Source organism: Microbacterium schleiferi, assembly GCF_020781975.1.
GTDB lineage: Bacteria > Actinomycetota > Actinomycetes > Actinomycetales > Microbacteriaceae > Microbacterium.
Genome location: NZ_JAJGNI010000012.1, coordinates 18,383 through 44,573, shown reverse-complemented (window position 1 = coordinate 44,573; position 26,191 = coordinate 18,383). Strand labels below are relative to the sequence as shown.

At 68.7% G+C, this 26,191-nt stretch carries 24 protein-coding genes; 10 read left to right on the top strand and 14 right to left on the bottom strand.

What is annotated here, in order from left to right; genetic code table 11:
* Positions 1 to 2: 2 nt before the first annotated feature.
* A protein-coding gene (locus LL236_RS13210) for an IS3 family transposase (RefSeq protein ID WP_374198034.1) occupies positions 3 to 1,246 on the bottom strand; the annotation gives its coding sequence in 2 pieces (ribosomal slippage) (positions 3 to 934 and positions 934 to 1,246; 1,245 coding nt in all).
* Positions 1,247 to 1,400: 154 nt separating this feature from the next.
* Positions 1,401 to 2,225, bottom strand: a complete 825-nt coding sequence (locus tag LL236_RS13205) for a TnsA-like heteromeric transposase endonuclease subunit (protein ID WP_036294967.1) — start codon at positions 2,223 to 2,225, stop codon at positions 1,401 to 1,403.
* A gap of 185 nt (positions 2,226 to 2,410) precedes the next feature.
* Here LL236_RS13205 and LL236_RS13200 point away from each other — a divergent pair, with 185 nt between their 5' ends.
* Both LL236_RS13200 and LL236_RS13195 read left to right on the top strand, forming a co-directional pair.
* A complete protein-coding gene (locus LL236_RS13200) occupies positions 2,411 to 2,782 on the top strand; it encodes an ArsR/SmtB family transcription factor (RefSeq protein ID WP_228179294.1) in 372 nt (123 codons plus the stop codon).
* A 2-nt stretch (positions 2,783 to 2,784) separates the two neighbouring features.
* On the top strand, positions 2,785 to 3,765 hold the full coding sequence (locus LL236_RS13195) for an SRPBCC family protein (RefSeq protein WP_228179293.1): 981 nt from the start codon (positions 2,785 to 2,787) through the stop codon (positions 3,763 to 3,765).
* Positions 3,766 to 3,874: 109 nt separating this feature from the next.
* On the opposite strand, the gene sufU is transcribed toward LL236_RS13195, so the two are convergent.
* The 5 genes from sufU to LL236_RS13170 form a co-directional block, all read right to left on the bottom strand.
* A complete protein-coding gene (sufU, locus tag LL236_RS13190; protein ID WP_228179322.1) occupies positions 3,875 to 4,321 on the bottom strand; it encodes a Fe-S cluster assembly sulfur transfer protein SufU in 447 nt (148 codons plus the stop codon).
* On the bottom strand, positions 4,318 to 5,601 hold the full coding sequence (locus tag LL236_RS13185; protein ID WP_228179292.1) for a cysteine desulfurase: 1,284 nt from the start codon (positions 5,599 to 5,601) through the stop codon (positions 4,318 to 4,320). Before LL236_RS13185 ends, sufU begins: the two co-directional genes overlap by 4 nt.
* 69 nt (positions 5,602 to 5,670) lie before the next feature.
* Positions 5,671 to 7,668: an APC family permease gene (locus LL236_RS13180; RefSeq protein WP_228179321.1), complete on the bottom strand. Its 1,998-nt coding sequence runs from the start codon at positions 7,666 to 7,668 to the stop codon at positions 5,671 to 5,673.
* Positions 7,669 to 7,810: 142 nt separating this feature from the next.
* A complete protein-coding gene (locus LL236_RS13175; RefSeq protein WP_228179291.1) occupies positions 7,811 to 8,824 on the bottom strand; it encodes a LacI family DNA-binding transcriptional regulator in 1,014 nt (337 codons plus the stop codon).
* Positions 8,825 to 8,839: 15 nt separating this feature from the next.
* Positions 8,840 to 10,525 (bottom strand): glycoside hydrolase family 13 protein, encoded by a 1,686-nt coding sequence (locus tag LL236_RS13170; RefSeq protein ID WP_228179290.1) that lies wholly within the window; start codon positions 10,523 to 10,525, stop codon positions 8,840 to 8,842.
* Between the two features lie 118 nt (positions 10,526 to 10,643).
* Here LL236_RS13170 and LL236_RS13165 point away from each other — a divergent pair, with 118 nt between their 5' ends.
* A complete protein-coding gene (locus LL236_RS13165; protein ID WP_228179289.1) occupies positions 10,644 to 11,165 on the top strand; it encodes an adenine phosphoribosyltransferase in 522 nt (173 codons plus the stop codon).
* 177 nt (positions 11,166 to 11,342) lie between these two features.
* On the opposite strand, the gene hpxO is transcribed toward LL236_RS13165, so the two are convergent.
* From hpxO to LL236_RS13145, 4 genes are read right to left on the bottom strand one after another with little or no spacing between them, the layout of a single operon-like run.
* Entirely contained in the window at positions 11,343 to 12,521 is a 1,179-nt protein-coding gene (gene hpxO, locus LL236_RS13160; protein ID WP_228179288.1) for an FAD-dependent urate hydroxylase HpxO, read from the bottom strand.
* A 46-nt stretch (positions 12,522 to 12,567) separates the two neighbouring features.
* Positions 12,568 to 12,891 carry a hydroxyisourate hydrolase gene (gene uraH / locus LL236_RS13155; RefSeq protein ID WP_228179287.1) on the bottom strand — a complete coding sequence of 108 codons (324 nt, stop codon included), beginning with the start codon at positions 12,889 to 12,891 and terminating at the stop codon, positions 12,568 to 12,570.
* A 4-nt stretch (positions 12,892 to 12,895) separates the two neighbouring features.
* Positions 12,896 to 13,411, bottom strand: coding sequence for a 2-oxo-4-hydroxy-4-carboxy-5-ureidoimidazoline decarboxylase (gene uraD / locus LL236_RS13150; RefSeq protein WP_228179286.1), 516 nt, complete (start codon positions 13,409 to 13,411; stop codon positions 12,896 to 12,898).
* Positions 13,412 to 13,445: 34 nt separating this feature from the next.
* Complete coding sequence (locus LL236_RS13145; protein WP_228179285.1) at positions 13,446 to 14,411, bottom strand: IS481 family transposase; 966 nt, start codon at positions 14,409 to 14,411, stop codon at positions 13,446 to 13,448.
* Positions 14,412 to 14,599: 188 nt separating this feature from the next.
* On the opposite strand from LL236_RS13145, the gene allB reads away from it, so the two are divergent.
* From allB to LL236_RS13120, 5 genes are read left to right on the top strand one after another with little or no spacing between them, the layout of a single operon-like run.
* Positions 14,600 to 15,958 carry an allantoinase AllB gene (gene allB, locus LL236_RS13140; RefSeq protein ID WP_228179284.1) on the top strand — a complete coding sequence of 453 codons (1,359 nt, stop codon included), beginning with the start codon at positions 14,600 to 14,602 and terminating at the stop codon, positions 15,956 to 15,958.
* Positions 15,955 to 17,055: an acetamidase/formamidase family protein gene (locus LL236_RS13135; RefSeq protein WP_228179283.1), complete on the top strand. Its 1,101-nt coding sequence runs from the start codon at positions 15,955 to 15,957 to the stop codon at positions 17,053 to 17,055. The genes allB and LL236_RS13135 overlap by 4 nt, the downstream gene beginning before the upstream one ends.
* Positions 17,048 to 18,679, top strand: a complete 1,632-nt coding sequence (locus tag LL236_RS13130) for an AtzH-like domain-containing protein (protein ID WP_228179282.1) — start codon at positions 17,048 to 17,050, stop codon at positions 18,677 to 18,679. Before LL236_RS13135 ends, LL236_RS13130 begins: the two co-directional genes overlap by 8 nt.
* Positions 18,676 to 19,917 (top strand): pyridoxal-phosphate-dependent aminotransferase family protein, encoded by a 1,242-nt coding sequence (locus LL236_RS13125; RefSeq protein WP_228179281.1) that lies wholly within the window; start codon positions 18,676 to 18,678, stop codon positions 19,915 to 19,917. Before LL236_RS13130 ends, LL236_RS13125 begins: the two co-directional genes overlap by 4 nt.
* 3 nt (positions 19,918 to 19,920) lie before the next feature.
* Complete coding sequence (locus tag LL236_RS13120) at positions 19,921 to 21,219, top strand: allantoate amidohydrolase (protein WP_228179280.1); 1,299 nt, start codon at positions 19,921 to 19,923, stop codon at positions 21,217 to 21,219.
* A gap of 476 nt (positions 21,220 to 21,695) precedes the next feature.
* Here the strand turns inward: LL236_RS13120 and LL236_RS13115 are convergent, their stop codons facing one another.
* Both LL236_RS13115 and LL236_RS13110 read right to left on the bottom strand, forming a co-directional pair.
* Complete coding sequence (locus LL236_RS13115) at positions 21,696 to 22,574, bottom strand: endonuclease domain-containing protein (protein ID WP_228179279.1); 879 nt, start codon at positions 22,572 to 22,574, stop codon at positions 21,696 to 21,698.
* Complete coding sequence (locus LL236_RS13110; RefSeq protein WP_228179278.1) at positions 22,571 to 22,780, bottom strand: hypothetical protein; 210 nt, start codon at positions 22,778 to 22,780, stop codon at positions 22,571 to 22,573. The genes LL236_RS13115 and LL236_RS13110 overlap by 4 nt, the downstream gene beginning before the upstream one ends.
* Before the next feature lie 270 nt (positions 22,781 to 23,050).
* Here LL236_RS13110 and LL236_RS13105 point away from each other — a divergent pair, with 270 nt between their 5' ends.
* Positions 23,051 to 24,430 carry an amidohydrolase family protein gene (locus LL236_RS13105; RefSeq protein ID WP_228179277.1) on the top strand — a complete coding sequence of 460 codons (1,380 nt, stop codon included), beginning with the start codon at positions 23,051 to 23,053 and terminating at the stop codon, positions 24,428 to 24,430.
* A gap of 1 nt (position 24,431) precedes the next feature.
* Here LL236_RS13105 and LL236_RS13100 read toward each other — a convergent pair whose 3' ends face one another.
* Positions 24,432 to 24,773: a TraR/DksA family transcriptional regulator gene (locus LL236_RS13100; protein ID WP_228179276.1), complete on the bottom strand. Its 342-nt coding sequence runs from the start codon at positions 24,771 to 24,773 to the stop codon at positions 24,432 to 24,434.
* A gap of 110 nt (positions 24,774 to 24,883) precedes the next feature.
* Here LL236_RS13100 and LL236_RS13095 point away from each other — a divergent pair, with 110 nt between their 5' ends.
* Positions 24,884 to 26,065 carry an XdhC family protein gene (locus LL236_RS13095; protein WP_228179275.1) on the top strand — a complete coding sequence of 394 codons (1,182 nt, stop codon included), beginning with the start codon at positions 24,884 to 24,886 and terminating at the stop codon, positions 26,063 to 26,065.
* Positions 26,066 to 26,191: the final 126 nt, after the last annotated feature.

The following is a 26,191-nucleotide window of genomic DNA, read 5'->3' as shown; positions in this document are numbered from 1 at the left end:
GGTTATGCCGCTTCCGCGAGGGTAGCTGACGCGGTCGCCGCGTAGGCGGCTTCGTAGGCGTTCGGGCTCACGTGGCCAATCGCGGAGTGACGCCGACGGGTGTTGTAACGGTTGGCCCACCGGAACACAGCCCGGTAGGCGGTGGCCTGGTCGGGGAACGCTGCAGCGCCTTCGAGGAGCTCGCGTTTCAGCGCGGCGTTGACGCTCTCCGCCAGGGAGTTATCGGCACTCGACCCCACCGCACCCATGGACTGCGTCACCTTCAGTCGCTCGCAGAGCTCGGCGTAGGCCTTCGAGGTGTAGACGCTGCCGTGGTCGCTGTGAAAGATCGCGCCGGCCAGTGACCCGCGATCACGGGCCGCGGCGCGCAGCGCATCTTCGACGAGCCCTACGCGCATGTGGTCGGCGACCTGCCAACCGGCGAGCTTGCGGGAGCCGAGGTCGATGCAGGTCGCGAGGTAGAGGTTCGACCCGTCCGCGATCGGCAGGTAGGTGATATCGCCGACGTACCGGCGGCCTGGCTCACCGATGGAAAAGTCCCTCCCGATGAGGTCGGGGAAGCGCCTCCCGGACTGGTCCGGGATCGTCGTCTTCACCCGTCGGCGCAGCCGGATCCCGGCGAGGTCGTTCTCGCGCATCACGCGGGCGACCCGCTTGTGATTCACCCGCTCGGCGGCCGGGACGCCGTCGTTGAGGTCGGCGGTGATGCGCGGTGCCCCATAGGCGCGATCGCCACCCTGATCGGGGTCCTGCAGGACACGAATCCGCGCCGCCAGCGCCGCATCGTCCGCCGCTCGCGCAGCCCGTCCCGGGGCCGCCGCGAGCCAGGCGTAGAACGACGACCTGGCGATCTCGATGACCTCGCACAACCGCTTCACGCCGTAGGCGTCCTTGTGGTCCTCGACGAACTGGAAGCGGTTCACCAGTTCGTCTCCCCGGCGAAATACTTCGCCGCCTGGCGGAGGATGTCCCGCTCCGTCTCCAGCTTGCGTTTCTCGGCTTCCGCGGCCGCGAGCTCGGCCTCGAGGCGGACGATCCGCGCCGCCTGCGACTCCGACCGCCCCGACGCCGGCACCGACGTCGATGCGGTCGTCGCACCGGTGCCGAGCTTCTCAACCCACTCCCGCAGCGCACCCCGGGAGATCCCCAGATCCGCTGCGATCGCTTTCAACGTCGCACCGGGCGTGGACTCATACAAATCCACCGCCCGCTGACGGAAATCGTCCGTGTAGTTCTTCCTAGCCATCCCTTGGATTCTCGCTTCCCCAGCGCCGTGCTGGAATCAGCGTGTCCAAGATCAGGGGTCAGGGGCCTTGGCCTCGGTACCCCGACGCACTCCTTCCCACGCCCACGACTCCCCGTCGATCTCAACGATGTCGCCCAGCCGCAGCTTGTGCTCTTCAGGCATTGGATCTCCCCCCTTCCAGAACGCGCTCCGACGACGTGAACACGGTGTCGCTGTTGAAGACAGCTCCTAGATCCAGGTGGAGAAGACGGCGCCACGCGAGGTTGTCGACCCAAGCTGCCGCCAGCGGTGGGCATTCCGGAGACGCGATCTCGCACAACTCGCGTCGAGTGCGCCCGCCCCGGGCGGCATCGAGGATCAGCGCTTCGATCTCAGGGACCGGCGCGCAGCGCTCATGGCGCGATGCAGACAAACAGTCGAGGTTCCGCGTCGCAAGCGTGTCGTGACCGGTGAGAACTCGGTAGTGCCAGCCGAGCGTCTCGCAGGTCTTAGCAGTTTCGTCGAACTGTAGACGCGTCGCGTGCTTCAGGCTTTCCTCCGGGCGGACATCGAACAGCCCGTAGCTACCGTCTGTGAACTGAGCCAGGAAGTCGGGAACGTGCGAATATCCCGCTAGGCGCGAACCGTGCCCAAAGGCGATCGCCATCGGCTGCGCCCAAAGGCGCTCCACCTGTGCACCGAAGTCGAGCCATAGCAATTCCCAGCGCTCCTCCTGAGACTCGCACCAGACATGGCTACGCGTCCGCTGCCAGAAGTACATCGAGTTGGTGAAGCGGTGCCGGACACCCTTCGATGTGCGAACACGCCTCGGATTTATCGACGCCCAGTCCCGCTCTCCAACGTCTCGTGTGACGATCGCGTAGTCCTGGCGAACGGGGGATCGGACCGTGTCGTCGATTGAGCGGGGCAGCCAGTGGGCCTCCGTGTACGGCGAGCGACGCCGCACCGTGATCTGCTTCGCAGTTTCGACTGGACGCACCGGGACCTCCTGGCACCGGTCTATATGCGGAGAGGCGGGTGACACGCGCGACTCGCGGAGTAAGTGACATTCCGTGTCATCGAGCTCATGCCGTATGTCAGGTAAAGAGCCGTTGTGTCACGCAAACCCGTTCCCGACATCTCCGGGGTTGACGGCGGCGTTCGCACGCTCTAACGTACAACCAAATGGTTGTACAAAAGGACCTCACGGATGACGAGATCGATCGCGTGTTTCACGCGCTCGCCGCGGCGACGCGGCGCGACATCCTGCGCCGGACTATCGAGTCCGAGCACTCGGTCTCGGCGCTCGCGCAGGACTACGACATGTCCTTCGCGGCGGTCCAGAAGCACGTCGCCGTCCTCGAAGAGGCCGGCCTCATCATCAAGCGAGCGGAGGGACGCGAGCGCCTCGTTCGCGCCGATCCGATCATGATCGCCAGAGCGAAAGCGCTCCTCGCCCGCTATGAGGACCTGTGGCGTGCGCGCATCGACCGACTCGACGACCTGCTCGCCGAGCCATCCGACCCATCGGCATCCATCACCACGAAAGGGAACTGACGATGCCCGTCACCACTGTCACCACCGACCCCGACGCACTCACGATGACACTCGTCGGCGACTTCGCCGCGCCCGTCGAGCGCCTCTGGCAGGCGTTCACCGAGCCTGCCCAGCTCGACCGCTTCTGGGGCCCTCCGGGGTGGCCGGCGACCTTCACGTCGTTCGACCTCACCCCCGGGGGCCGCGCGCAGTACCAGATGACCAGCCCGCAGGGCGAGGTGTCGCGCGGCGGCTGGGAGTTCACCGCGATCGATGCGCCACACCGATTCGAGGTGCTCGACTCGTTCCTCAACGGTGACGGCGACGTGCTCGAAGGCATGCCCACGATGCGCGTCGAGTTCCTCTTCGAGGCGACGCCCGAGGGCTCGCGACTCACCAACATCACCTACTTCGACTCGCTCGACGCCCTGGAGCAGGTCGTCGAGTTCGGTGCCGTCGAAGGGTCGACGCTCGCGATCAACCAACTCGACGCGGTGCTGCAGGACCTGCGGGAGTACGCGCAGGGCAAGGGCACGCAGACCGAGATCCTCAGCGATACGCACGTGCGGATCACGCGGCTGATCGACGGACCCCGAGATCTCGTGTGGCGGGCCCACACCGAGCCCGAGCTTATGAAGAAGTGGTTGCTGGGCCCTGATGGCTGGCGGATGACGGTGTGCGAGATCGATCCGACGGTCGGCGGGCGCTACCGCTACGAGTGGACGCCTGAAGAGGGCGTCGAGGGTGAGACCTTCGGCTTCGATGGCGAGACGCTCGTGAGCGAGGCTCCGAGGCGTGCGGTAACCACGGAGCACATGACCGGCACCGACTTCCCGTCGACGACCAACGACATGTCCCTCTACGAAGAGGATGGCGCGACCCTCATCACGCTCCTCATCGAGTACCCCGACAAGGACACCCGCGACATGGTCCTGGCCACGGGCATGACCGAGGGTATGGAGACCAGCTACGCCCGCCTGGAGCGGGAGCTCCTGCCGGCCTGAGTCGCCGCTTGCGGCATCCGTCTCACGCGAGGGGTCGCAACGCGCCGCTGCCACCGTGCAGCGCACGGCGTGTTGCGACCCTTCGGCGTTGAGGGTGGATGCGAAATCCTCAGGATGTCTGGGCGAGGCTCTCTTCGAGGGCGACCCAGGCGAGCATCGCGCACTTGACGCGGGCGCTGAACTTCGAGACGCCCGAGAGGGCTGCGGCATCCTCGTACACGTCCTCGTCGAGCTCGATCGTGCCGCGCGAGCGCAGCGCCTCGCGGAAACCGTCGATCAGTTCAGCTGCCTTCTCGCGCGGGACGCCGTCGATGAGGTCGACGAGCATGGATGCCGACGCCTGCGAGATCGAGCAGCCCTGGCCTTCCCATGTCACATCGCGAATCGTCTGACCGTCGTCCGAGACGCGCACCCGCAGCGTCACTTCGTCGCCACAGATCGGGTTGCGCTGATAGCTCGTGCCGGTGTGGTCATCGGCCTCGGCAAGACCGAAGCCGTGCGGACGCTTGGAGTGGTCGAGGATCAGCTCCTGGTACAGGGATTCAAGACTCATCAGGATGCTCCGAAGAATGCGCGGACGCCACGGGTTGCGTCCAGGAATCGGTCGACCTCATCGGGGGTCGTGTAGACGGATGCCGAGGCTCGGACCGATGCCGTGAGGCCGAACCGGCGGTGCAGGGGCTGCGCGCAGTGGTGACCCACGCGCACTGCCACACCCCGTGAGTCGAGGAACTGCCCCACGTCGTGAGCGTGGACACCGTCGACGGCGAAGGAGGCGAGTCCGACGCGCGGCGCGGCATCCGTGTCTCCGAGCAGACGGATGCCGGGAATCTCGCGCAACCCGTCGCGCATGCGCTGCTCGAGCTCGACCTCGTGCGCGTGGACCGCGTCCATCCCGAGCCGCTTCAGGTAGCGGGTGGCGGCGGCAAGGCCCACGGCCTGCGAGACCGGCTGCGTCCCGGCCTCGAAGCGCTGCGGCGAGGGCAGGTACTGCGCCTCATCGAGGGTGACCGTCGTGATCATCGACCCGCCGGTGAGGAACGGAGGCAGTGCATTCAGCAGCTCCCGCTTGCCGTAAAGTCCGCCGATGCCGTACGGGCCGAGCATCTTGTGGCCCGAGAACACGGCGAAGTCCACGCCGATCGCCGGGAGGTCGATGCTGAGGTGCGGCACTGACTGACAGGCATCCATCACCGTGATCGCATCGGCGCTGCGAGCCAGAGCGATGAGGTCGTCGATGGGGTTGATGATGCCCAGCACGTTCGACACGTGCGGGAACGCGACGATCCGGGTGCGGTCGCCGATCAGTTCGGCGGCGGCATCCATGTCGAGGCGTCCGTCGTCCAGCACCGGGATGTGGCGCAGCCGCGCACCCGTGCGGGCGGCGAGCTCCTGCCACGGGATGAGGTTCGCATGGTGCTCGGACTCCGTGACGACGATCTCGTCATCGGGGCGCAGGGCAAAGCGCCGCGCAGCCTCGCCGCCCCGCCCGAGGGTCGCATTCCCGATCGCGTATGCGACGAGATTGATGCCGGCGGTGGCACCGGAAGTCCAGACGAGCTCCCCCTCGCCGGCGCCCACGAACGCGGCGACCGCCTCACGGGCATCCTCGAACGCGTCAGTGGACTCGGCTGCGAGCGTGTGAGCACCGCGGTGGACCGCGGCGTTCGTGTGGGTCAGAAACTCGACCTCGGCATCGATCACCTGCTGCGGCTTCTGGCTCGTCGCGGCAGAGTCCAGGTAGGCGAGCGGGTGGCCATTCACCTCCTGCGTGAGCAAGGGGAAGTCGGCGCGGATGGCGGCGAGATCCAGCGGGGTCACGGCAGGAACGGTCACCCCTCCAGCGTACGCGCCGTACGTGTCGGCGGATCGGGTGGGCGGTTCCGGGGTGACGGATGCCGCGCGCTAATCCTGGGGACGCTCGAGGCTCGAGTGCTCGGCGTGCTCGAAGTTCTCGACCGGATCGTAGGGGCGCCCCGCCCGCTCCTGGCCGGGCAGGGGACGCGACCGGCGACCGTAGATCAACTCCGAGGAGTCGAGCAACCACGGCACGAGCGTGATCGTGACGCCGTGAATCAGCATGAGCTGCTGGGCGAGCCGCCGGGAGCGGCGGTTGTGCAGCAGCGTCTCCCACCAGTGCCCGACGATGTACTGCGGCAGGTACACCGTCATCACGGCCGGCCCGTTCTTCTCGCGGTAGCGCCGGATGAACTCGCCGATCGGGCCGGCGTAGGTGCGGTAGGGCGAATCGATGATGACGAGGGGGATGGGAACTCCGTGCGCCTTCCACTCCTCCTGCAGGTCGTCGGCATCCTCGTGATCGGTCGCAACGTGGAGCGCAATGGTCTTGTCGTGGCGCGCGGCCATCGCATAGTCGAGCGCCTTCGCCACCGGCTTCTGCAGCCGGCTGACCATGACGAGTGCAACATCGCCGTCCGAGCCGAAGTGGATCTCGTCATCCATCCGGATCTCGTGCTCGACGTCGCGGTAGTACCGGTTCACGCCGAGCATCAGGGTGGCAAGGATCGGGATCGCCAGGAAGACGAGCCAGGCCCCGTGCGTGAACTTCGTCACGGTCACGATGATCAGCACCGCGGCGGTGAAGGTTGCCCCGGTCGTGTTGATGATCAGGCCCGTGATCGCGCCGCGGCGCTCGAGGCCGGATGCCGGATCTCGCCGCGCTTCGATGCGGGTGGTGGCCCGGAGAATGCGGCGCCAGTGCCGCACCATGCCGATCTGGCCTATCGAGAACGAGACGAAGACCCCGATGATGTACAGCTGGATGAGTGTCGTGAGGTTGGCCTGGTAGATGACCAGCACGGCGATGGCGATGAGACCGAGCACCAGCATCCCGTTGGAGAACACGAGTCGGTCGCCGCGGGTGTTCAGCGCCTTCGGTGCGTACCCGTCGCGGGCGAGCACGGCGCCGAGAAGCGGGAAGCCGTTGAACGCTGTGTTCGCCGCCAGCAGCAGCACGAGCGCGGTGGCAGCCTGGATCAGGTAGAAGGGGATCGACCCCATGCCGAACGTTGCGGCAGCGACCTGTGCCATGAGGCTCGGCTGCGGTTGACTCGCACAGTCGAACCCGACGAGCGTGCAGGGGTCTTCGGCGTAGTGGACCCCCGAGATCAGGGCCAGTGCCGTGAGGCCCGCGAACATCAGGATCGCGACGCCGCCCATCATCGAGAGGGTGGTCTGGGCGTTGCGTACCTTGGGTCGGCGGAACGCCGGGACTCCGTTGGAGACCGCTTCGACACCTGTCAGGGCCGAGCATCCGCTCGAGAAAGCCCGCAGCACGAGCAGGATGACGGCAGCCTGTGACAGGCTCTCGGCCTGCACCGCGAATTCGGCGGATGACGCGACCGGCGGGTCGCCGAGCGCGGTGCGCACGAGCCCGGTGCCGATCATGAACACCACCGAGCCGATGAAGACATAGGTGGGGATTGCGAAGACGAGGGATGCCTCGCGCACGCCTCGCAGGTTGATGAGCACGATGACGACGACGAAGCCGATGGCAAGTTCGACCCGAGCCGGGTCGAGCCCCGGCAGCGCCGAGATGATGTTGTCGACCCCCGAGGCCACCGACACCGCCACGGTGAGGACGTAGTCGACCAACAGGGCGGCCGCCACGACGACACCGGGTACCTCGCCGAGATTGGTGCGGGCCACCTCATAGTCCCCACCGCCCGAGGGATAAGCCTTGATGAGCTGCCGGTAGCTGAGCACGACGACGCTCAGCAGCACGACGACAGCGGCGGCGATCCACGGCGAGAAGGCGAGAAAAGCGAGCCCACCGGTCAGCAGGATCATGAGCAGTTCCTGCGGCGCGTAGGCCACTGACGACAGCGCGTCCGAGGCGAAGATCGGCAGTGCCATCTTCTTCGGGAGCAGGTGCTCGTCCATCGCATCGGAGGACAGCGGCTGGCCCAGGAGGATGCGCTTAGCGACGGGCGTCTCGGGTACGCCCGATTCGGGCGCGTCAAGTGTCACGGCGGGCGAGACTACGCCTGCACGGGCGCCCGCGCAAGCTGCAGAAGACCCACGGTCAGGTGCCGATACGCGCGGTGCTGCCCCGCACGACGAGTTCGTAGGGCAGCTCTTCGCGGTCGGGGACGCTGCCTGCCGGTTGCTCGAGCTCGTGGAGGATCGTGGCAGCGGCACGAGCGCCCTGCCTCGCGGGGAACTGGTCGACGGTCGTCAGGTCGAAGAATCGGCCGAGTTCGTGACCGTCGATCCCTGCGATGGACAGGTCTGTGGGCACGCGGTATCCGAGGTCGCGAGCGGCGAGCATCGCCCCGATAGCCATCTCATCGGATGCCGCGAAGATGGCGGTCGGCGATGCTCCGGGCCTGCCCAGGAGCTGCTTCGCTGCGCGGAAGCCGCCCTCGATCGTGAAGTCGCCGGGCTCGAACAGCTCCGGTCGCGGATCGATGCCCGCTGCCCGCAGCGCCGACTCGAAACCGTGCCTGCGGCTGGACGGAATGTGGAAGTCGATGTCGAACTCGGGGTCGGCTCCGATGTGACCGATGTCGAGGTGTCCCATCGCAAGCAGGTGCTCGGTGGCCAGGCGCCCGAGGCCCACATCGTCGATGGAGAGCGTGGGAAGCAGTTCGTTCGGCCCGCCGATCGCGATCACCGGCATTCCGAGCGAGAGCAGCGCCCGCGACTCGTGCTCGCCGAGCTCCAGCGCAACAGCGATCACCCCGTCCACCCGCTGCCGGCGCAGGAAGGTGTCGAACACCTGGCGGCGGTGCTCCCGGTCGGGCGTCACGTTGTACAGCGTGATGTCGTAGCCCGCCCTCGTCACCTCTTCGGCGATGCCGCTGAGGAGTGTGCTGAAAAACCACCGGTCGAGGTGAGGGATCACGACGCCGATGTTGCGGGTGCGGCCGGATGCCAGGCTCGACGCCGACGAGGACACGACGTAGCCCAGGCGCTGCGCGGCCTCTTGCACGCGTTCGCGGGTCGAGTCCGACACGTTGTGCTTGCCGCTGAGCGCGCGCGACACGGTCGCGGTCGACACCCCGGCCGCTCGGGCTACCTCATCGATTCCGACCATGACGACCCTCGCGGCTTACTCGCCGGTCAGCCACACCGCCTGGTCGACCGGCAGCATCCTGCCGGCGAGCGGGCCACTGGAGACGACGACAACGCCTGAGGGCAGCTCGATGGGCTTGTCGCTCAGGTTCGCCACCACGGTGATCGAGCCGTTGCGGAAGGCCACGACATCCGGGCCGAGACCGTCTACCCACTCGAGGGTCCCCGCCCCGAGGCCCCGCGCCCGCCGCTCGGCGAGCAGGCTCTTGTAAAGGGTGAGCGTCGAATCGGGGTCGTCGCGCTGAGCGTCGCGGGCAAGGCCAGCCCACTCGGCGGGCTGCGGCAGCCAGGACTCTCCGGTGTCGTTGAAGCCGAAGGCGGGCCCGTCCGAGGTCCAGGGGAGCGGGACGCGGCATCCGTCGCGCCCGTAGCGCTGGCCGTTCGTGCGGAACCAGGTCGGGTCCTGGCGTGCCTCGTCGGGCAGGTTGATGACTTCGGGCAGGCCCAGTTCCTCGCCCTGGTAGAGGTAGGCCGATCCGGGAAGAGCGAGCATCAGCGTGGTGGCGGCGCGAGCGCGACGCAGCCCGACCTCGGGGATCGGCTTGCCCGGTGACTTCGGCCCGATGCCGGCGCCCTGCGGGTTCTCGGCGGTCAGGGCCAGACGCGACGCGTGGCGCACAACGTCGTGATTCGAGAGCACCCAGGTGCTGGGGGCGCCGACCGCGCCGTAGCCCGCGAGCGAGTCGGCGATCACAAGGCGCAGCTTCTCGGCATTCCACGGGGTCTCGAGGTATTCGAAGTTGAATGCCTGATGCATCTCATCGGGACGCACCCACAGCGCGGTCTGCGCGACCGAGGGAAGCCAAGCCTCGGCGCACAGGGCCCGGTCGCCGTCGTATTCGGCGAGCAGCGCGTGCCAGTCGCGATAGATCTCGTGCACTCCGTCCTGACCCCAGTAGGGGACTGCTGCCTCGCCGCCGCCCATCGAACCGGCATCCTTCGGCGGGGTGTAGTCGGGAAGACCCTCCTTCTTCACGAGCCCGTGCGCGACATCCACGCGGAATCCGTCGACGCCGCGGTCGAGCCAGAAGCGCAGGATGCGGCGGAACTCCTCACGCACCTCGGGGTTGGACCAGTCGAAGTCCGGCTGCGAGGCGTCGAACAGGTGCAGGTACCACTGGCCGGGCGTGCCGTCGGGCTCGGTCAGGCGCGTCCAGGCGCCACCACCGAACACCGACTCCCAGTTGTTCGGGGGCTGCTCGCCGTTCTCGCCCTTGCCATCGCGGAAGATGTAGCGCGCCCGCTCGGGGCTGCCGGCGGGAGACGCGACAGCCTCCTGGAACCACGCGTGCTGGTCGGACGAGTGGTTGGGCACGAGATCGACGATGATCCTGATGCCGCGCGCGTGCGCCTGCGCGAGCATCTCGTCGAAGTCGGCAAGGGTGCCGAAGATCGGGTCGACGTCGCAGTAGTCGGCGACGTCGTAGCCAGCATCCTTCTGGGGCGAGCGCTGGAAGGGGCTCAGCCAGATGGCGTCGACGCCGAGGGCGGCGAGGTCTCCGAGGTGGCTCGTCACCCCGCGCAGGTCGCCGATGCCATCGCCCGACTGGTCAGCGAAGGAGCGGGGGTAGATCTGGTAGATGACGGCGGTGCGCCACCATTCGCCGCCGGGAGCTTCCTCGCGGGAGAGCGCGGGGGTGGCGACGGATTCTGCAGAAGTCATAGAGCACACCATACTGCACCGATGTAAGCGCTTGCATAACGATGTGCGCTCGAATCCGCCCGGGGGATCTGCCTTCGTCCGACATGCCGCCGTCACGCGCACGCCGTAGTCTGGCCGCGTGCCCGACACCGCCGCCCTTGACCGCGCCGAGTCCCTGATCCGGACGATCCCCGACTACCCGAGTCCCGGCATCCAGTTTCGCGACATCACTCCGCTGCTGGCGGATGCGGCTGCCCTGCACGCCGTGACCCGAGCGCTCATCGAGCCGTTCGCTGACGGGTTCGATGTCGTCGGCGGGATCGAGGCCCGTGGATTCCTGCTCGCGGGCGCCATCGCCGCCGAGGCGGGAGTGGGTCTCGTGCCGATTCGGAAGGCCGGAAAGCTACCCCGACCCGCGGCATCCGTCTCGTACGCCCTCGAGTACGGCGAAGCAGCCATCGAGGCTCACGACGACCTCGCGCCGGGCACTCGGATCCTGCTGGTCGACGACGTGCTGGCCACCGGCGGCACGATCGCCGCTGCGCGCGAACTGATGACGACGCTCGGGACCGAGGTGATCGGCACGACGGTGCTCCTGGAACTCGAGGGATTGAACGGCCGTGCGGTCGCGGGCGATGTCCACGCCCTCTTCGTCGTCTAGCTGTACGACCCCCACGTTCGGTCGCGCCGTGTTGCGGGTCTGTTCGGCGCCCGCCGGCAGTATGGCGCGACTGAAAGATGAGTCTGGATTCTCGGTCGCGCCGTGTTGCGGGTCTGTGCGGCGCCGGACAGCAGCATGGCGCGACTGAACGGATGCCGCGGGGCGGCCCCGGCAGGGTCAGAGGGATCCGACGCCGAGGTTGATCGGGCTGCCCTCGATGTTGCCGACGATGCCGCGGATGATGTCGGTTCCGTCGGTGCCGCGCAGGCTCTCGTACCAGGCCTCGGTCGCACCGGGCACGAACCCATGCGTCTCGGCCGCTCGCTTGCGGGCCCGGTTGACGAGGTCTCCCGCGCGCTCGGTGCGCGAGCGCTCGTAGCGCAGCAGCGCATCCTCGACGGAGTTCGTGTTCGTTGCCAGCGAGATCGCGAGGGCGAAGGTGTCTTCGAGCGCCGAGCACGCGCCCTGACCGATGTCGGGCGCGGTGTTGTGGGCGGCATCCCCGAGGATCGCCACTCGTCCCTTCACCCACGTGTGGAACGGGTCGATATCCCAGATCTCGACGCGGTTGAGCGAGGATGCCGGGTCGATCGCCTCCAGCAGGGTCTGAACCCCGGGCGCCCAGTCGCCGAACGCCTCACGCAGCGCGGCGAGGGGCTCACCGGCCTCGGCGGCGTGCCCCGCCGGCTGGGGAATGTCGACGAAGAAGTAGAAGCGGTCGCCCGCGACCGGCATGACCGCGCAGCGCTTGCCGTCGCCGACGTAGGTCGTCCATTGGTTCGCGGGGCCGATCGCGGCATCCTGCGCCACCAGGCCGTTGAAGTTCGTGTACCCCGAGTAGGTGCGTTCGATGCCGCCGCCGGTCACGTAGTCACGCACCATCGATCGCGCCCCGTCGGCGCCGATCAGCAGATCACCGCTGTCGGTGGAGCCATCGTCGAAGGTCACCGTCACGCTCTGCCCGTGCTCGGCAACCGACACCGCCTTGCGCCCCAGATGGATGCGGTCCATCCCGACCGTCTCCATGAGCAGTGCCTGCAGCTCGGCCCGCGCCACGGGGTACGGGCGCTGACCGGTCTGCGCTGTGACCGGCTCCAGCGAGAACTGGCACATCGTCTCTCCGGTGAGGCCGTCGATGTAGGCCATGTCATCCATCCGGCCACCGAGCGCAGCCACCTCGTCGGCAAGCCCCAGCCAGTTGAGCACCTTCACCCCGTTCGACCACAGCGACAGTGCCGCACCGACCGGCTTGTTCTCGCGCATCCGGTCGTAGATGACGACCTCGTGGCCGAGCCGCGCCAGCGCGATCCCGGCACTGGCGCCGCCGATTCCTGCGCCGATGATGATGATCTTCATGTGGTGAACATTAGGGAGCGTGTGTCACGACCGCGTTACGCGGGTCTCAGCTGCCCCGATAGGTCGAGTACGAGAACGGGCTGAGCAGCAGGGGCACGTGATAGTGCCGGGCGTCGGTGATCGTGAAGTCCACTGTGACGCTCGGATAGAAGCAGTCGGTGCCGTGAGCTGCGAAGTACGCGCCGGTGTCGAAGGTGAGCGCGTAGGTTCCCGGAGCCAGCAGCTCAGGCCCGAGCCCCGCGCGACCGTCGGCATCCGTCACAGCCTCGGCGATCGTCCCACCGGATGCGTCGCGCAGTGTCACCGCTACGCCTGCGGCAGGCGTTCCGCCGGTCGTGTCGAGAACATGGGTGGTCAGGTGCGCTGTCACGGGTTCACTCTCCGGTCGAGGGGTCGGGATCGATGGCGGCGTGCAGGCGCAGCATCGCGATCTGCCGCAGCTGGTCGAGCGCCTCGTCGACCTCGGCGTCAACGGTGTTCTCCAGGCGCCGCTGCAGCTCGGCCAGGATCTCGTCGGGCGTGCGTCCGGCGGCACGGATGAGGAAGACCCGCCCGAATCGGGCCTCGTACTCGGCGTTGCCCGTGGCGATCTGCTGGGCCACGGATGCCGCGGCATCCGACATCGCGGACTGCTCGTGCCGCGACGCGTTAGCCTCGGCGCCCTCGCCGCTCGGACGTTCGCCGATGCGGGGATGGTGGGCGAGTGCGTCATCCAGCTCGGGCCGGCCCCATGAGCGCGCGAGGCGGTCGGCGGTGGCCTCGAGCTCGTCGACGGAGGCGAACGGGCGTGTGCCGGCCACGGCCTCGGCCCAGGCCGGGACGCGAGCCCACACCGAGACGACCTCGATCGCTTCGGCCTCGGGCAGGTCATTGAAGTGCGTCAGCTCCATGCGGCCACCGTAACGCGCTAGTTGTACCGGGTCATCACGTTGGTGCCAGTCGGGTGATCGGCGGGTGGCCTCCGAGGGCTGAGTGGCGTCGTCCAGTGTTGTAGTGCTCGAGCCAGGGGGCAAGCGCGGCTGTCCGGTCGGCGTTGGTGAGGAAGACGTGCCGGTAGGCCCATTCGGTCTGCAGGGTGCGGTTGAAGCGCTCGACCTTGCCGTTCTGCCAGGGGCAGTGCGGCTTGATGAACTTCTGCCGGATCCCGTGCGCGGCGCAGACCTCGCGCAGCGAGAACCTGTAGGCCCAGGCGTTGTCGGTGATGAGCCGCTCGATGCGGGGGATGCCGTGGGCGGCGAAGTAGGCGATCGCGCGTTCCAGGAACGCCGCGCAGGTGGCTCCCTTCTCGTCGGGCAGGACCTCCGAGTACGCGAGCCGGGAGTGATCGTCGACGAGTGAGTGGACATAGTCGTACCCGACCTTCGTGTTCCGGTCTCGCAGGATGGATCCGCTGGCGCGGCCGTGTGCTTTCCAGCCGCCGCCGTCGGGGATCTTGCCGAGCTTCTTCACGTCCATGTGGACCAGCTCGCCGGCCCGGTCCCGCTCGTAACGGACCGCGGTGGTCTTCGACGCGCGGATCACCTCCCCCGTGATCGGATCCAGCGCCCGCAGCGGCGGGATGCCGTGACGGGCGAGGATGCGCGAGACCGTCCGAGCCGACATGCCCAGTCGCGCGGCGATCTCCTCACGCCCGATGCGCTCCCTCTGGCGCAGCTCGAGCACTGCCTCCTCGCGCCCGGGACTCGTACGCGTCGGGCTGGTGTACGGACGCGAGGAACGGTCGACCAGCCCAGCCTCGCCCTCGGCGCGGTAACGCTCGATCCAGCGCTTCACGCAACGACGTGAGACTCCCATCGCCGCGGCGATGTGCGCCTGCTTCCAGCCGGCTCGGGCACGTTCAATGATCAACCGCCTGCCATGAACGGTCAGACGGGCGTTAGCGTGGGCCATGGGACCTCCGTGTGCTTCGTGAAGACGTCAGATATCTCCACTAAGCCCGGAGGTCCTCCCCATTCACAATCCCAACGAGGGGACCAACCTCATGGCCGGGTACAGCTAGACGCGCGACGGCGGCAGACGTGATCCGAAATGTTGGTACAGGTAACATGCGAGAAATGCGCGGATCATACGGTGACGGCATGTCGTCCCCGGCCCTCGCCCTCGCGTCACGCCGGGTGTTCCTTGACGGCGGCTTCTCGGCCGCGACAGTCCTCGTTCGTGACGGCCTCATCGCGGGGATCGCTCCGTTCGACCCGGATGCCGCGCTCGTCCTCTCTGACGACGAAGTGCTTCTCCCGGGACTCGTCGACTCGCATGTGCACCTGAACGAACCGGGACGCACCGACTGGGAGGGGTTCGAAACCGGCACGGCTGCAGCAGCGGCGGGCGGCATCACGACGGTGGTTGACATGCCGCTGAACTCGCTGCCCGTCACCACGACCGTCGAGGCGCTCGCCGCTAAACGCGCAGCGACAGCCGGCAAGCTCGCCGTCGACGTCGCGTACTGGGGTGGCGCCGTGCCCGAGAACCTCGGGTCGCTGCATCCCCTGTTCGCGGCTGGGGTGGTCGGGGTGAAGTGCTTCCTCTCGCCCTCGGGGATCGACGAGTTCGGGCACCTGGATGCCGCGGACTTGGAGTCCGCGCTGACCGAGCTTGCCGCCTTCGACGGGTTGCTCATCGCTCACGCCGAAGACCCCGCCCACCTGCACGATGACCCGGCTATCGGCAGCAGCTATGCACGATTCCTCGCGAGCCGCCCGCCGATCAGCGAAGAGTCGGCGATCGCCGCTGTCGCCGCTGCCGCCGGCCGCACCGGCGCGCGCGCCCACATCGTGCACGTCTCCGATGGGCATGCGCTCGATGTCATCCGTGAGGCCAAGGCTGCCGGCATCCGGCTCACGGCCGAGACCTGCCCGCACTATCTGACTCTGCGTGCCGAGGACCTTCCCGACGGATCGGGCACCGTGAAGTGCTGCCCGCCCGTGCGTGACGGCCACAACCAGGACCTCCTCTGGGAGGGCCTGCTCGACGGAACGATCGATGCCGTCGTCAGCGATCACTCGCCCGCGACTCGGGATCTGAAGGAGCGCGAGGACGGTGACCTCGGCCTCGCGTGGGGCGGGATCTCCGGAGTGCAAACCGGGCTCCGGGCGGTATGGACCGAGGCATCCCGCCGCGGCATCCCGCTCGAAACCGTGATCCCGTGGTTCACGACCGGGCCTGCCGCGATCGCCGGCATCCGTAGCCGCGGCGTGATTCGGGAGGGTGCTCCCGCGCACCTGGTCGCGTTCGCGCCGGATGCGGCATCCGTCGTTCGCGCCGCCGACCTCGAATACCGCAACAAGCTCTCGCCCTGGGACGGTGCGCGGCTGCGCGGCTCCGTGCGCGCGACCTGGGTCCACGGGGAGACGGCGTACACCGCGAACCGGGGGATCACGGGCCGCCAAGGGCGTGAGATCCTGGCCACCGATCCCGCTTCGGACGAAGGAGCCCAATGACCAGCTTTCCCTTTCCGATCCTCCAGCCCGGTGTCGGCGAGATCGCCGGTGACCATTACCTGCGCTCCACGCCCGACACCGTGATGTGGGGGCGGCTGCCGTGCGTCACCGACACGGCGGTGCTCGAGGTCGCATCCGGCGAGACGGTGACGATCGACACGGTCAGCCACGAGGGCATCCTTGACGATCACGGCACCGACCCGGTTGCGTACTTCGGCAGTCACGGCATTCCCCGCGAGGCGGTGCTCGACGACGCCGTCGAGGTGGCCTCGGCGCTGTCTCGAAACCCCGACACCGATGGCCCGCATGTCGTGACCGGACCCATTCGGGTGACGGATGCCGAACCCGGAGACCTCCTCAAGATCACCGTGGTCAGCCTCGCACCCCGCGTGCCGTACGGCGTGATCTCGAACCGTCACGGCAAGGGAGCCCTGATCGGCGAACTGCCGCGCGGCGCGCACAACGTCAGCGTCTTCACTCCCGTCGAGGCGCGGCCCGAGGGCCTCGTGGGCGTGCTGCCGGTGACCGAGGGCGGCGAGGGTCGAATCGAGTTCCCGCTTGCACCCTTCCTCGGGATCATGGGGGTCGCGGTCTCCGACGACGAGCGCCCGCACTCGGTTCCCCCTGGGCCGCACGGCGGCAACATCGACATCAAGCTACTGACGGAAGGGTCGGTGCTCTACCTGCCGGTGCAGGTTGCCGGCGCTCTCGCGTACGTCGGTGACCCGCACTTCGCGCAGGGTGACGGTGAGGTCGCGCTCACGGCGCTCGAGGCATCCCTTCGCGCGACGCTGCAGTTCGAGGTCGTCCCGCGTGAGGTCGCGCTCGCCGAGTTCGGTGAGATCGTCGGTCCCCTCGTGCGCACCGACGAATACCTCGTTCCCACGGGCATGGATGTCGACCTCAACGTCGCGATGCGCAACGCCGTGCGCGCAGCCGTGAAGCTCATCGAGGCTCGTTGGGGCCTGGACGAACACCTCGCGTATGCATACCTGTCGGCCGCGACAGACTTCGACATCTCGCAGGTTGTGGACGTCGTGTGCGGTGTGCATGCGCGGATTCGTGAGGCCGACTTCGCGAAGCTGGACCGTGACTGACGTGACCGTGCCGGGTGGCTTTCCCGACGACATCCCCGCCGACCTGTTCACGGCTTTCGACGCCTATGAGCGGGCGATCCTCGCGAACGACCTCGACGCGCTGGATGCCGCATTCGCCCCCGGGGAGGGAACGATCCGCGCCGACGGCGCCGGCCTCCTGGTCGGCCACGACGCCATCAGCGCGTTCCGGGTCACCCGCGGCGGCGTTGCCCCGCGCACGATCGAGCGCCTCGAGTACCGGCCGCTCGGGCCTGACATCGCGCTGCTGGTCGCCGAGTCACGCTTCCACGGCGGCGGACGCGGCATCCAGACCCAGGTGTGGCAGCGCATCGATGGACAGTGGCTGATCACGGCGGCACACGTCACGCCCCGCACCCCGGCGTTCGACCGGTCGATCTGGCGTAGCGTCGGCGACCCGCTCTGGCAGGGCGCGTGGGAGGGGCCGCTCGCCGGCCTCACCGTGGCGGTGAAGGACCTGTTCGCCCTGACCGGCTTCCGCATCGGCGCCGGAAACCCCACCTACCTGCGCGAGGCGCGGGCAGAGAAGACCACGGCGCCTGCGCTTGCCGACCTGATCCGAGCCGGCGCGTCCGTGCGGGGTCTCGCGCGCACCGACGAGTTCGCGTACTCGATCGCCGGCGACAATGCCCACTACGGCACACCGCCGAACGCCGCCCTCCCCGGGGCGCTTCCGGGTGGCTCATCCAGCGGAGCGGCGAGCGCCGTCGCGCTGGGTCAAGCGGATGTCGGACTTGCCACCGACACCGCGGGATCCATCCGCGTGCCCGCGTCGTACCAGGGCCTCTGGGGGCTCCGCACGACCCACGGTCTCGTGCCGCGGCAGGGCGTTTTGCCCCTCGCGCAGAGCTTCGACACCGTCGGGTGGCTGACCCGCGACGGCGCGACTCTGCAGCGTGTGGCGGAGTGGTGCCTGAGCTACGACGGGTCTGATTCCACCGAGAGTGTCTACGGCGAGTCCGGGGATGACCTGCCGTGGCGCTTCCTCGTGCCCGATGAGGTCGTGGATGCCGCCGACACGGCGACCCGCGAAGCCTTCGACTCCCTCGTCGCGCGGCTCGCGGCATCCGATGATCCCCCGCGTCTGGCGCGGGTCGAGATCGGCGACCTCGACGAGTACGTTGCACCCTTCCGGACGGTGCAAGGCGCCGAGGCGTGGCGCAACAACGGCGAGTGGCTGCGTGAGCATCCCGGCGCAGTGGGACCGGCCGTCGCCGAGCGCTTTCGGCTTGCCGCGTCGGTCTCTCCCGCGGCGGAGGCCGACGCTCGCGGGGCGCTCGCCCCGCTGCGTGAGAGCCTGCACCACCTCGTTCGTGACGCCGTGCTGCTGCTGCCGACCGTCCCGGGCCCCGCGCCGGCACGCACTGCCGCTCCCGCCGAGATCGACGCCACGCGCCTCTCGACCCTGCGGATGACGACCCCCGCCGCCGTCGCGGGGTTGCCTGCGCTCTCGATCCCGCTGCTCACGGTGCGCTCGCCCCTCGGCCCCGCGCCCGTCGGGGTGTGCCTGATCTCGCGCGCGGGCACCGATATCGCCCTTGTTCGCCTGGCCCGGCGGCTTGCGGCTCTCGTCGCGACCGACCCGGCCGAAAGGACCCTGACATGACCGACCAACCCCTGTCGACCATCCCCGGACCGATCGACCCGCCGCGCCGGCTCCTCATGGGCCCCGGGCCCGTGGATGCCTACCCCGGCGTGCTGCGCGCGATGTCGGCGCCGCTGGTCGGCCAGTACGACCCGTTCATGACGGCGACGATGACCGAGACCCAGGAGCTGTACCGCGGCGTCTGGGGCACGACCAACGACGCGACACTGCTGATCGACGGCACCTCGCGCGCGGGGATCGAGGCGGCGATCCTCTCGCTCATTCGTCCGGGGGACCGTGTGCTCGTCCCCATCTTCGGGCGGTTCGGGCACCTGCTCGCCGAGATCTCCGAGCGGGCGTTGGCCGAGGTGCACACGATCGAGACGGAATGGGGGCAGGTCTTCACGCCCTCAGCGATCGAGGAAGCGGTGGTTCGGGTCAAGCCCACCCTCCTCGCCCTCGTGCAGGGTGACACGTCCACGACGATGCTGCAGCCCCTCGATGAGATCGGCGAGATCTGCGCCCGCCACGGCGTGCTGTTCTACTCCGACGCGACCGCGTCCCTCGGCGGCAACCCGTTCGAGGCCGACGCGTGGGGGCTGGATGCCGCGACCGCGGGCCTGCAGAAATGCCTCGGCGGACCCTCGGGGTCGGCGCCGATCACTCTCAGTGACCGCGCCGTCGAGGTGATCTCGTCGCGCAAGAAGGTGGAGGCCGGCATCCGGGAACCCGGTGACCCGTCGTCGCCGGACTTCGTGCGCTCCAACTACTTCGATCTCGGCATGATCTTGGACTACTGGGGGCCACGGCGCCTGAACCACCACACCGAGGCGACCTCGATGCTCTACGCCGCTCGCGAGTGCGCGCGCCTGCTGCTGCTCGAGGGCCGGGATGCCGTCATCGCCCGTCACCGCCGGGTGGGGGCGGCGATGCTCGCCGGTGTTGAGGCGATGGGCCTGCGGGTCTTCGGCGACGTCTCGCACAAGATGAGCAACGTCGTCGCGGTCTACATCCCCGAGGGTGTGCCGGGCGACACGGCGCGCGCCGCGATGCTCGAGGACTTCGGGATCGAAATCGGCACTTCGTTCGGGCCGCTGCACGGCAAGGTCTGGCGGATCGGCACGATGGGCTACAACGCGCGTCCGGATGCCGTGCTGCAGACCCTCGTCGCGCTCGAGGCAGTGCTCCGCCGATTCGGCGCGGCAGTGCCTGCCGGTGCCGGTGCGGATGCCGCATCCGACGCTCTGGCGGTCGGCTGACCCATGCCTTTGCTCGAAGCATCCCCCGACCGCATCGCGGCCGCCGCCCGTCGGGTGATGGCCCGCTGCGACGAACTCGCGCGGGTGAGCGCTCAGTCGGGGGCGATCGAGCGTGTGTATCTCTCACCCGAGCACGCCCGGGTCAATCGGCTCGCGGCCGAATGGATGCGTGAGGTGGGCCTGCGAACCTGGCAGGACGCCGCGGGAAACCAGCTCGGACGCATCGAGCGCAGCGCCGATCCTGACCCCGCGGCGCCGGCGCTCATGATCGGTTCGCACCTGGACACCGTCAAGGATGCGGGGCGTTTCGACGGCATCATCGGCGTGCTCATGGCCCTCGAAGTCGTTCGGCTCCTGCGCCAGGAGAGTGACGGGGTCTCGCGGGTGCCTCTGCCGTTCGCCGTCGAGGTCGCTGCCTTCTCGGATGAAGAGGGCACGCGCTTCGGCAAGGCCCTCCTGGGGTCCTCGGCGGTTGCGGGAACGTGGAATGACGCCTGGTGGACGCTGGCCGATGAGGACGGCGTGACGCTGCGGCAGGCGTTCCTCGAGTTCGGACTCGACCCGGGACGGATCGGCGAAGCCGCGCGGCGACCCGATCACCTCGTCGCCTATCTCGAGGCGCACATCGAACAGGGCCCCGAGCTCGATCGCGCCGGCGAGCCGCTCGCCGTCGTGTCCTCGATCGCCAGCGCCCGCCGCTTCCAGCTCACGGTCGAGGGCGAAGCCCGCCACGCCGGCGGCACTCCCTACGACATGCGCCGGGATGCGCTGCTCGGCGCGAGCGAGGCGGCCCTCGCTGTGGAACGCATCTGCCGCAGCCAGCACCACATCATCGGGACGGTCGGCCAGCTCGAGGCATTCCCCGGCGCGGTCAACGTCGTCCCCGGCGAGGCTCACCTGAGCGTCGACCTGCGCGGCGAGCTCGACGGCGAACGAGACCGGGTCTGGGACGAGATCAGCCGCGAGCTCGACGACATCATGGGCCGCCGGGGATTGCGTTGGCAGGCGCGGGAGGTGCACAACGCCCCGGCGGTCCGGTGCGGTCTGCTGCTGCAGGACGTCGTGCGCGAGGGCATCGTCCACGCCGTGGAGCGCCGCAGCGACGAGCCGCCTGTCATCTTCAGTCGCGCAGGCCACGACGCCATGGCGATCGGCTCGATCACGGATGTCGGGATGCTGTTCCTGCGGAACCCCGACGGCGTGAGTCACCACCCCGACGAAGCGGTTTCGGCCGCAGACGTTGCCCTCGGCATCCGTGCCCTCACCGAATCCGTGCTCCAGCTGGCAGCCGACCGTCTCTGACGTGCGGAGCATTACGTTCGGTCGCGCCTTGTTGTGGGTCCCGTGAGCATGCACCCGCACATCGGCGCGACTGAACTTCGTCGGGCGGTCGTTCGGGTGGTGTCCCCTGGTTCGGTCGCGCCTCGTTGCGGGTCTGTCGGGTGTCACCCCGCATTTCGGCGCGACTGAAGCTGGGCCAGCATTTTCGGTCGCGCCTTCGTGCGGGTCCCGTGAGCGTGCACCCGCATTTCGGCGCGACTGAAGCGAAGGTCACCACGCTTCTTGTTTCTCCTCGCCGCACGAGACCTGGGCCGACTCTTCGTTCGGTCGCGCCTTGTTGTGGGTCCCGTCGGTGCAACCTCGCACTTCGGCGCGACTGAATTTCGTGGCGAGGTCGTTGGGGTGGTTGCCCCACAGTTCGGTCGCGCCTTGTTGTGGGTAGCTCCGGTGCCATCTGCATTTGGGCGCGACCGAAGAAGCGCGATTGAGTAGACCCGTCATCGGGCAGCGTCGATGGCGCGACGGATGCGGGCCACGAGAAGCTCGGGTGTTCCGAAGAGGTCTGACTGTGTCACTCGCATGACGCGCCAGCCGAGTTCGATCAAGCGCTCCATCCGCGCAATGTCCTTTGCCCACTGCACGGGGTCGGTGAGGTGGTGCTCGCCCTCGTACTCCAGCGCAAGCCGGATGCGGGGAAGCGCGAAGTCGACCTGCGCGATCCACACACCTCCGTCCAATACATCGAAGTTCGGCAAGAACCCACCGAGGCCAGCCCGACCGAGCAGAAGACGCATCAGGGTCTCCGGACGCGACCGCGATCGGGGGTGAGCCAGGGGCAAGGCGTTACGAAGAACATCACCGCCGATCCGCCGACCAGCGTCAGCGGCGGCCTCGAGTTCAGCGAGCCCGGCAAGCGGCGGCGGATCGTCCGGATGCATCTGCTCGCGAATGATCGCGTCCGCCGCGACGACGGCATCATCGACCCACTGGTAGTGGGAAGACAGCATCGCCCAGGTCGACGCCGGTGATGACACGGCGACTCCCAGCACCGGATGCTGCACCAGCTCGCACATCCACGGTCGCAGTGCGTGCCCGCGCACGCCTCGTCCGGCCGGTGCGCGACGCGGCCAGATCACTGAGACGTCAAGAACTCCCGCGCGCAGCATCCGTCGCGGAAGCGGCACGCCCCAGGCGACCGCGGCGGAGATATGACTGAAGAACTCGTGCTCGGTCATCCGCTGCGCGTAGGCGTCCAGCGACTCGAGCAGAAGCGACTCGCCACGGTCGGGGCTGTCGGCGGGGGGCTCGAGGCGCTGCCGCCGAACCGCGCGGAACGGCATCTCAAGGTCGGATGCCCGAAGCCGAGACGACGTCACACCACGTTCGCGGGCGCGCTGGACGGAGAACGTTCGTCCGAGGTCTGCGGGAAGCTCTCGGGGCTGCACTCCTCCACCGTGAACGCGCGGCGCTTGCCGAGCGGACGCTGGGACAGAACCGGGGACAACTGCCCGTCGGCGCCAGCGGGGGAGGAGCCGCCGGCCGCGACATCCGTCACGATGCTCGCGGGGTTTGGACGGGTCACCTTTCGTTCGGTCGCGCCATATTGCGGGTTCTGGGGAAGGGCACTCGCAACAAGGCGCGACTGAACTGAGCTGCACGCACGAGAAGGTGCGACCCTGTCCGGTTCGGTCGCGCCGTGAGGTCGGACTTGGCACACAGCACCCGCAATATGACGCGACTGAACAGAGAGGGCTGGCGGATCGAGGTCCAAAGCGCGCGGGAGCCCCTGGCGTAGCAGCAGCGAAACATGGGAGCGGTAGCGTTGCGAGACCCTCGCACCACCGGAGAACTTATGGCATCCCTGCTCGTTATCAACGCTCGTCTTATTACGGTCGCCGCCGGCGCCGACGACCTCGGCTACCTCGATGAGGGCTGGATGCTGGTCGAAGACGGCATCATCGCCGCGACCGGAGCAGGTCAGCCTCCCGCGGGCACGACCGCCGACGAGACCCTCGACGTCGCCGGCGCGTTTGTTGCGCCCGGGTTCATCTCCAGCCACAGCCACCTGTTCACGAGCGGTCTGCGCGGGCTCGGCGCGAACGAGACCCTCTACGGCTGGTGCGACTCGATGCTCGGGTTCACCGCGAACCTCAGCCCCGACGACATGTACTGGTCGACCCTGCACGGGTCGCTCGACTTCCTCGCGAACGGCGTCACGACCGCCTACAACTTCACCGATCCGCTGCAGGCGTGGGAGTCGATGGTCGACGGCAAGCGCCTCGGCGGCAACGCACCGCTGCGGCCCGTCGAGTACCACACGCGTCAGGCCGACGGATGCCGCGACGCCGGCCTCCGGTTCGTCGACGCGATCGGCATGGATGTCTCCACCGGCACCGATGACGAGATCTTCGACCGCTTCGCCGCGGAGGTAGCGCACACCCGCGCCATGGACCCCGCGCTCGCGCTCGGCGCCTCGATCATGGGCCAGGTGCAGTGGTCGCCGCGCCCCGAGGCAGCCGAGCTCGAGGTCGAAGCGATGCGCCGGTTCGGCGTGACCAACCAGGCCCACTTCCTCGAGTCTCCCGAAGCGGTTCCGGTGCAGCAGGCCAAGTTCGCGATGTATCGGGATGCCGGAGCGCTCGGCCCCGACATGATGTTCGGCCACTTCATCCAGACGACTCCCGAGATCATCCGGGCCACCGCCGAGGGCGGCGCGTCGATGTCGTGGCAGCCGGCGTCCAACGGACGCCTCGCGTCGGGCGTCGCGCTCGTTCCCGAGATGCTCGAGCTCGGCATCCGTGTCGGGATGGGCCTCGACGACCAGGCCTGCACCGACCTCGCCGACCCGTGGGGCAACATGCGTGCGGGGATCTTCATGCAGCGCGCCCGCACCAAGGACCCGCTGTCGATGACGCCCGAGACGGTGCTGCGCCTGCACACCCTCGGTGGCGCCGAGATCTTGGGCGTCGCCGACCGGGTCGGCAGCCTCGAGGTCGGCAAGTTCGCCGACTTCGTCGTCGTCGACCCACGGATGCCGGATGTCGGACCGCTCTGGCACCCGGTGCGCACCTACGTGCTGTCGATGAGCCTGCGCAACCTGAAGCAGGTCTATGTCGGCGGGGCGCTCGCGAGCGAGAACGGCGTCTCGACCAACCCCCTGGCTGCCGAGGCGTCAGCCCGCGTGCACACCGACCTGCCGGCGCGCGCAGCGCAGTTCGGCCACCCGCGCTGAGTCACGCGCGCTGGGCCGACGCACAGGGGACGCACATCGTCGCCGTCGGCCTGACCTCGAGCCGCGCCGCCGGAATCGGCTGCCCGCACCTGACGCAGATGCCATAGGTGCCCGCGTCCACGCGCGCCAGCGCATCGACCACCGCCGCGTGGTCGCGCAGGGCCGCATCCCGAAGCGCCTCGACCCGCTGCCACTCGCCCGAGAGCGTCGAGCCTTCGGGGTCGTGCTCGTCATCGGCAGTCGCGGCAGCGCGGTCGGCGCGCAGCGATGCGGCGTCAGCGTCCAGCCGCGCGAGCTGATCATCCAGCCCGCGCAGGCGCTCGGTCAGCACGGTGCGGTTCACGTCCCGAGGCTACGCCCCGCCACCGACGTCCGGGCCGGCGTTCTGCTCGAGACGGCTGTCGCAATCTCGAAGAAACACCCGGATGATAGGCAGGAGTCCGGGAGGTGAGCATGCGAGAGATTCTTGGTCCGGCCGCGGCCTGGGTCGCCGAGGAGCGTCAGTTCGCGCTCGCGGTGCTCGTCTCGGCGCAGGCGAGCTCGCCGCGCGAACTCGGCGCGGCGATGATCGTGGATGCCGACGGCGTCGTCTTCGGCAACGTTTCGGCCGGCTGCGTCGACGGTGACGTGCACGATCTGTGCCTCCAGGCGATCGAGTCCGGCGAATCGACCCGCGTTCGCTACGGCATCTCCGATGAGACCGCGTTCGAGGCGGGCCTTAGCTGCGGCGGCGTCATCGACGTGCTCGTCCTCCCTGTCCTCCGCGGCACGTCGGCCGCGGCAGCGATCGCCGACCTCCGCGCCGCGATCCTTCGTCGCGAACCGTGCGCGCTCGGCGTCGTCACTGCCGGGCGCAGCCGCGGCACCCTCGTCCTCGCTCGAGAGGGCGCGGATGCCGAGACCGACGTCCCCGCGACGGCCGATCCCGGCATCCGCTCCGCACTCACCGCTGACCTCGAGCGCCTCCGCACCGATGCCCACGCGCTCACGCTGCGCTACGGAACCGACGTCGACGCGATGGAGGTGCTCGGCCTGCCGTTTCCCCACGCGCCGCGCCTGATCATCATCGGTGCCGTCGAGTTCTCGGTCGCGCTGAGCAGGCTCGGGGCGGCATCCGGATTCGAGGTCACGGTCTGCGACCCGCGGGAGGCCTTCGCTTCGCCCGCGCGTTTCCCCGACGCCCACGAGGTCGTGCACGAATGGCCGCACGACTACCTCGCGCGCACGCCGATCGATGCGCGCACCGCGATCTGCGTGCTCACGCATGATCCTCGGTTCGACGTCCCCGCGCTCGCTGTCGCGCTGCGCAGCCCGGCTGGGTATGTGGGTGCGATGGGCAGCAGGCGCACGCACGACGACCGAGCTCGCCGACTCACCGACGCGGGGCTGACGGATGCCGAAACCCAGCGACTCCGCTCGCCGATCGGCCTGGCACTCGGGGGTCGCACCCCTGAGGAGACCGCGCTGTCGATCCTGGCCGAGATCGTCATGGTGCGGTCGGGGGGACGCGGCGGTGCTCTGCGAGACACGACCGGTCCGGTGCATCCCGCAGTGTCGACCCCTCGCGAGCTGACGGTGCAGCCGGGCGCAGAAGAGGGCATCTCCTGTGCCCCCGGCGCCGGCGTTCCGCGCTGACCGCGCCGCCCGCTTTGCGGGATCCGACGCTCGTCGCATCCGACATTCGGTAACGCAGACGAAACAGTCCGGCGAGTGTTCATGAAATCTACATCTCATAGCGTCGGACTCGACGACCCGACGAGT

Excerpts from the sequence above, each read along its gene's own strand:
- LL236_RS13200 (WP_228179294.1), top strand. The coding sequence starts at position 2,411 with ATGGTTGTACAAAAGGACCTCACGGATGACGAGATCGATCGCGTGTTT.
- LL236_RS13095 (WP_228179275.1), top strand. The coding sequence starts at position 24,884 with ATGCGAGAGATTCTTGGTCCGGCCGCGGCCTGGGTCGCCGAGGAGCGT.
- LL236_RS13120 (WP_228179280.1), top strand. The coding sequence starts at position 19,921 with ATGCCTTTGCTCGAAGCATCCCCCGACCGCATCGCGGCCGCCGCCCGT.
- LL236_RS13135 (WP_228179283.1), top strand. The coding sequence starts at position 15,955 with ATGACCAGCTTTCCCTTTCCGATCCTCCAGCCCGGTGTCGGCGAGATC.
- allB (WP_228179284.1), top strand. The coding sequence starts at position 14,600 with ATGTCGTCCCCGGCCCTCGCCCTCGCGTCACGCCGGGTGTTCCTTGAC.
- LL236_RS13180 (WP_228179321.1), bottom strand. The coding sequence starts at position 7,668 with ATGGACGAGCACCTGCTCCCGAAGAAGATGGCACTGCCGATCTTCGCC.
- LL236_RS13145 (WP_228179285.1), bottom strand. The coding sequence starts at position 14,411 with ATGGCCCACGCTAACGCCCGTCTGACCGTTCATGGCAGGCGGTTGATC.
- uraD (WP_228179286.1), bottom strand. The coding sequence starts at position 13,411 with ATGGAGCTGACGCACTTCAATGACCTGCCCGAGGCCGAAGCGATCGAG.
- hpxO (WP_228179288.1), bottom strand. The coding sequence starts at position 12,521 with ATGAAGATCATCATCATCGGCGCAGGAATCGGCGGCGCCAGTGCCGGG.
- LL236_RS13105 (WP_228179277.1), top strand. The coding sequence starts at position 23,051 with ATGGCATCCCTGCTCGTTATCAACGCTCGTCTTATTACGGTCGCCGCC.
- LL236_RS13195 (WP_228179293.1), top strand. The coding sequence starts at position 2,785 with ATGCCCGTCACCACTGTCACCACCGACCCCGACGCACTCACGATGACA.
- LL236_RS13175 (WP_228179291.1), bottom strand. The coding sequence starts at position 8,824 with ATGGTCGGAATCGATGAGGTAGCCCGAGCGGCCGGGGTGTCGACCGCG.
- LL236_RS13170 (WP_228179290.1), bottom strand. The coding sequence starts at position 10,525 with ATGACTTCTGCAGAATCCGTCGCCACCCCCGCGCTCTCCCGCGAGGAA.
- LL236_RS13125 (WP_228179281.1), top strand. The coding sequence starts at position 18,676 with ATGACCGACCAACCCCTGTCGACCATCCCCGGACCGATCGACCCGCCG.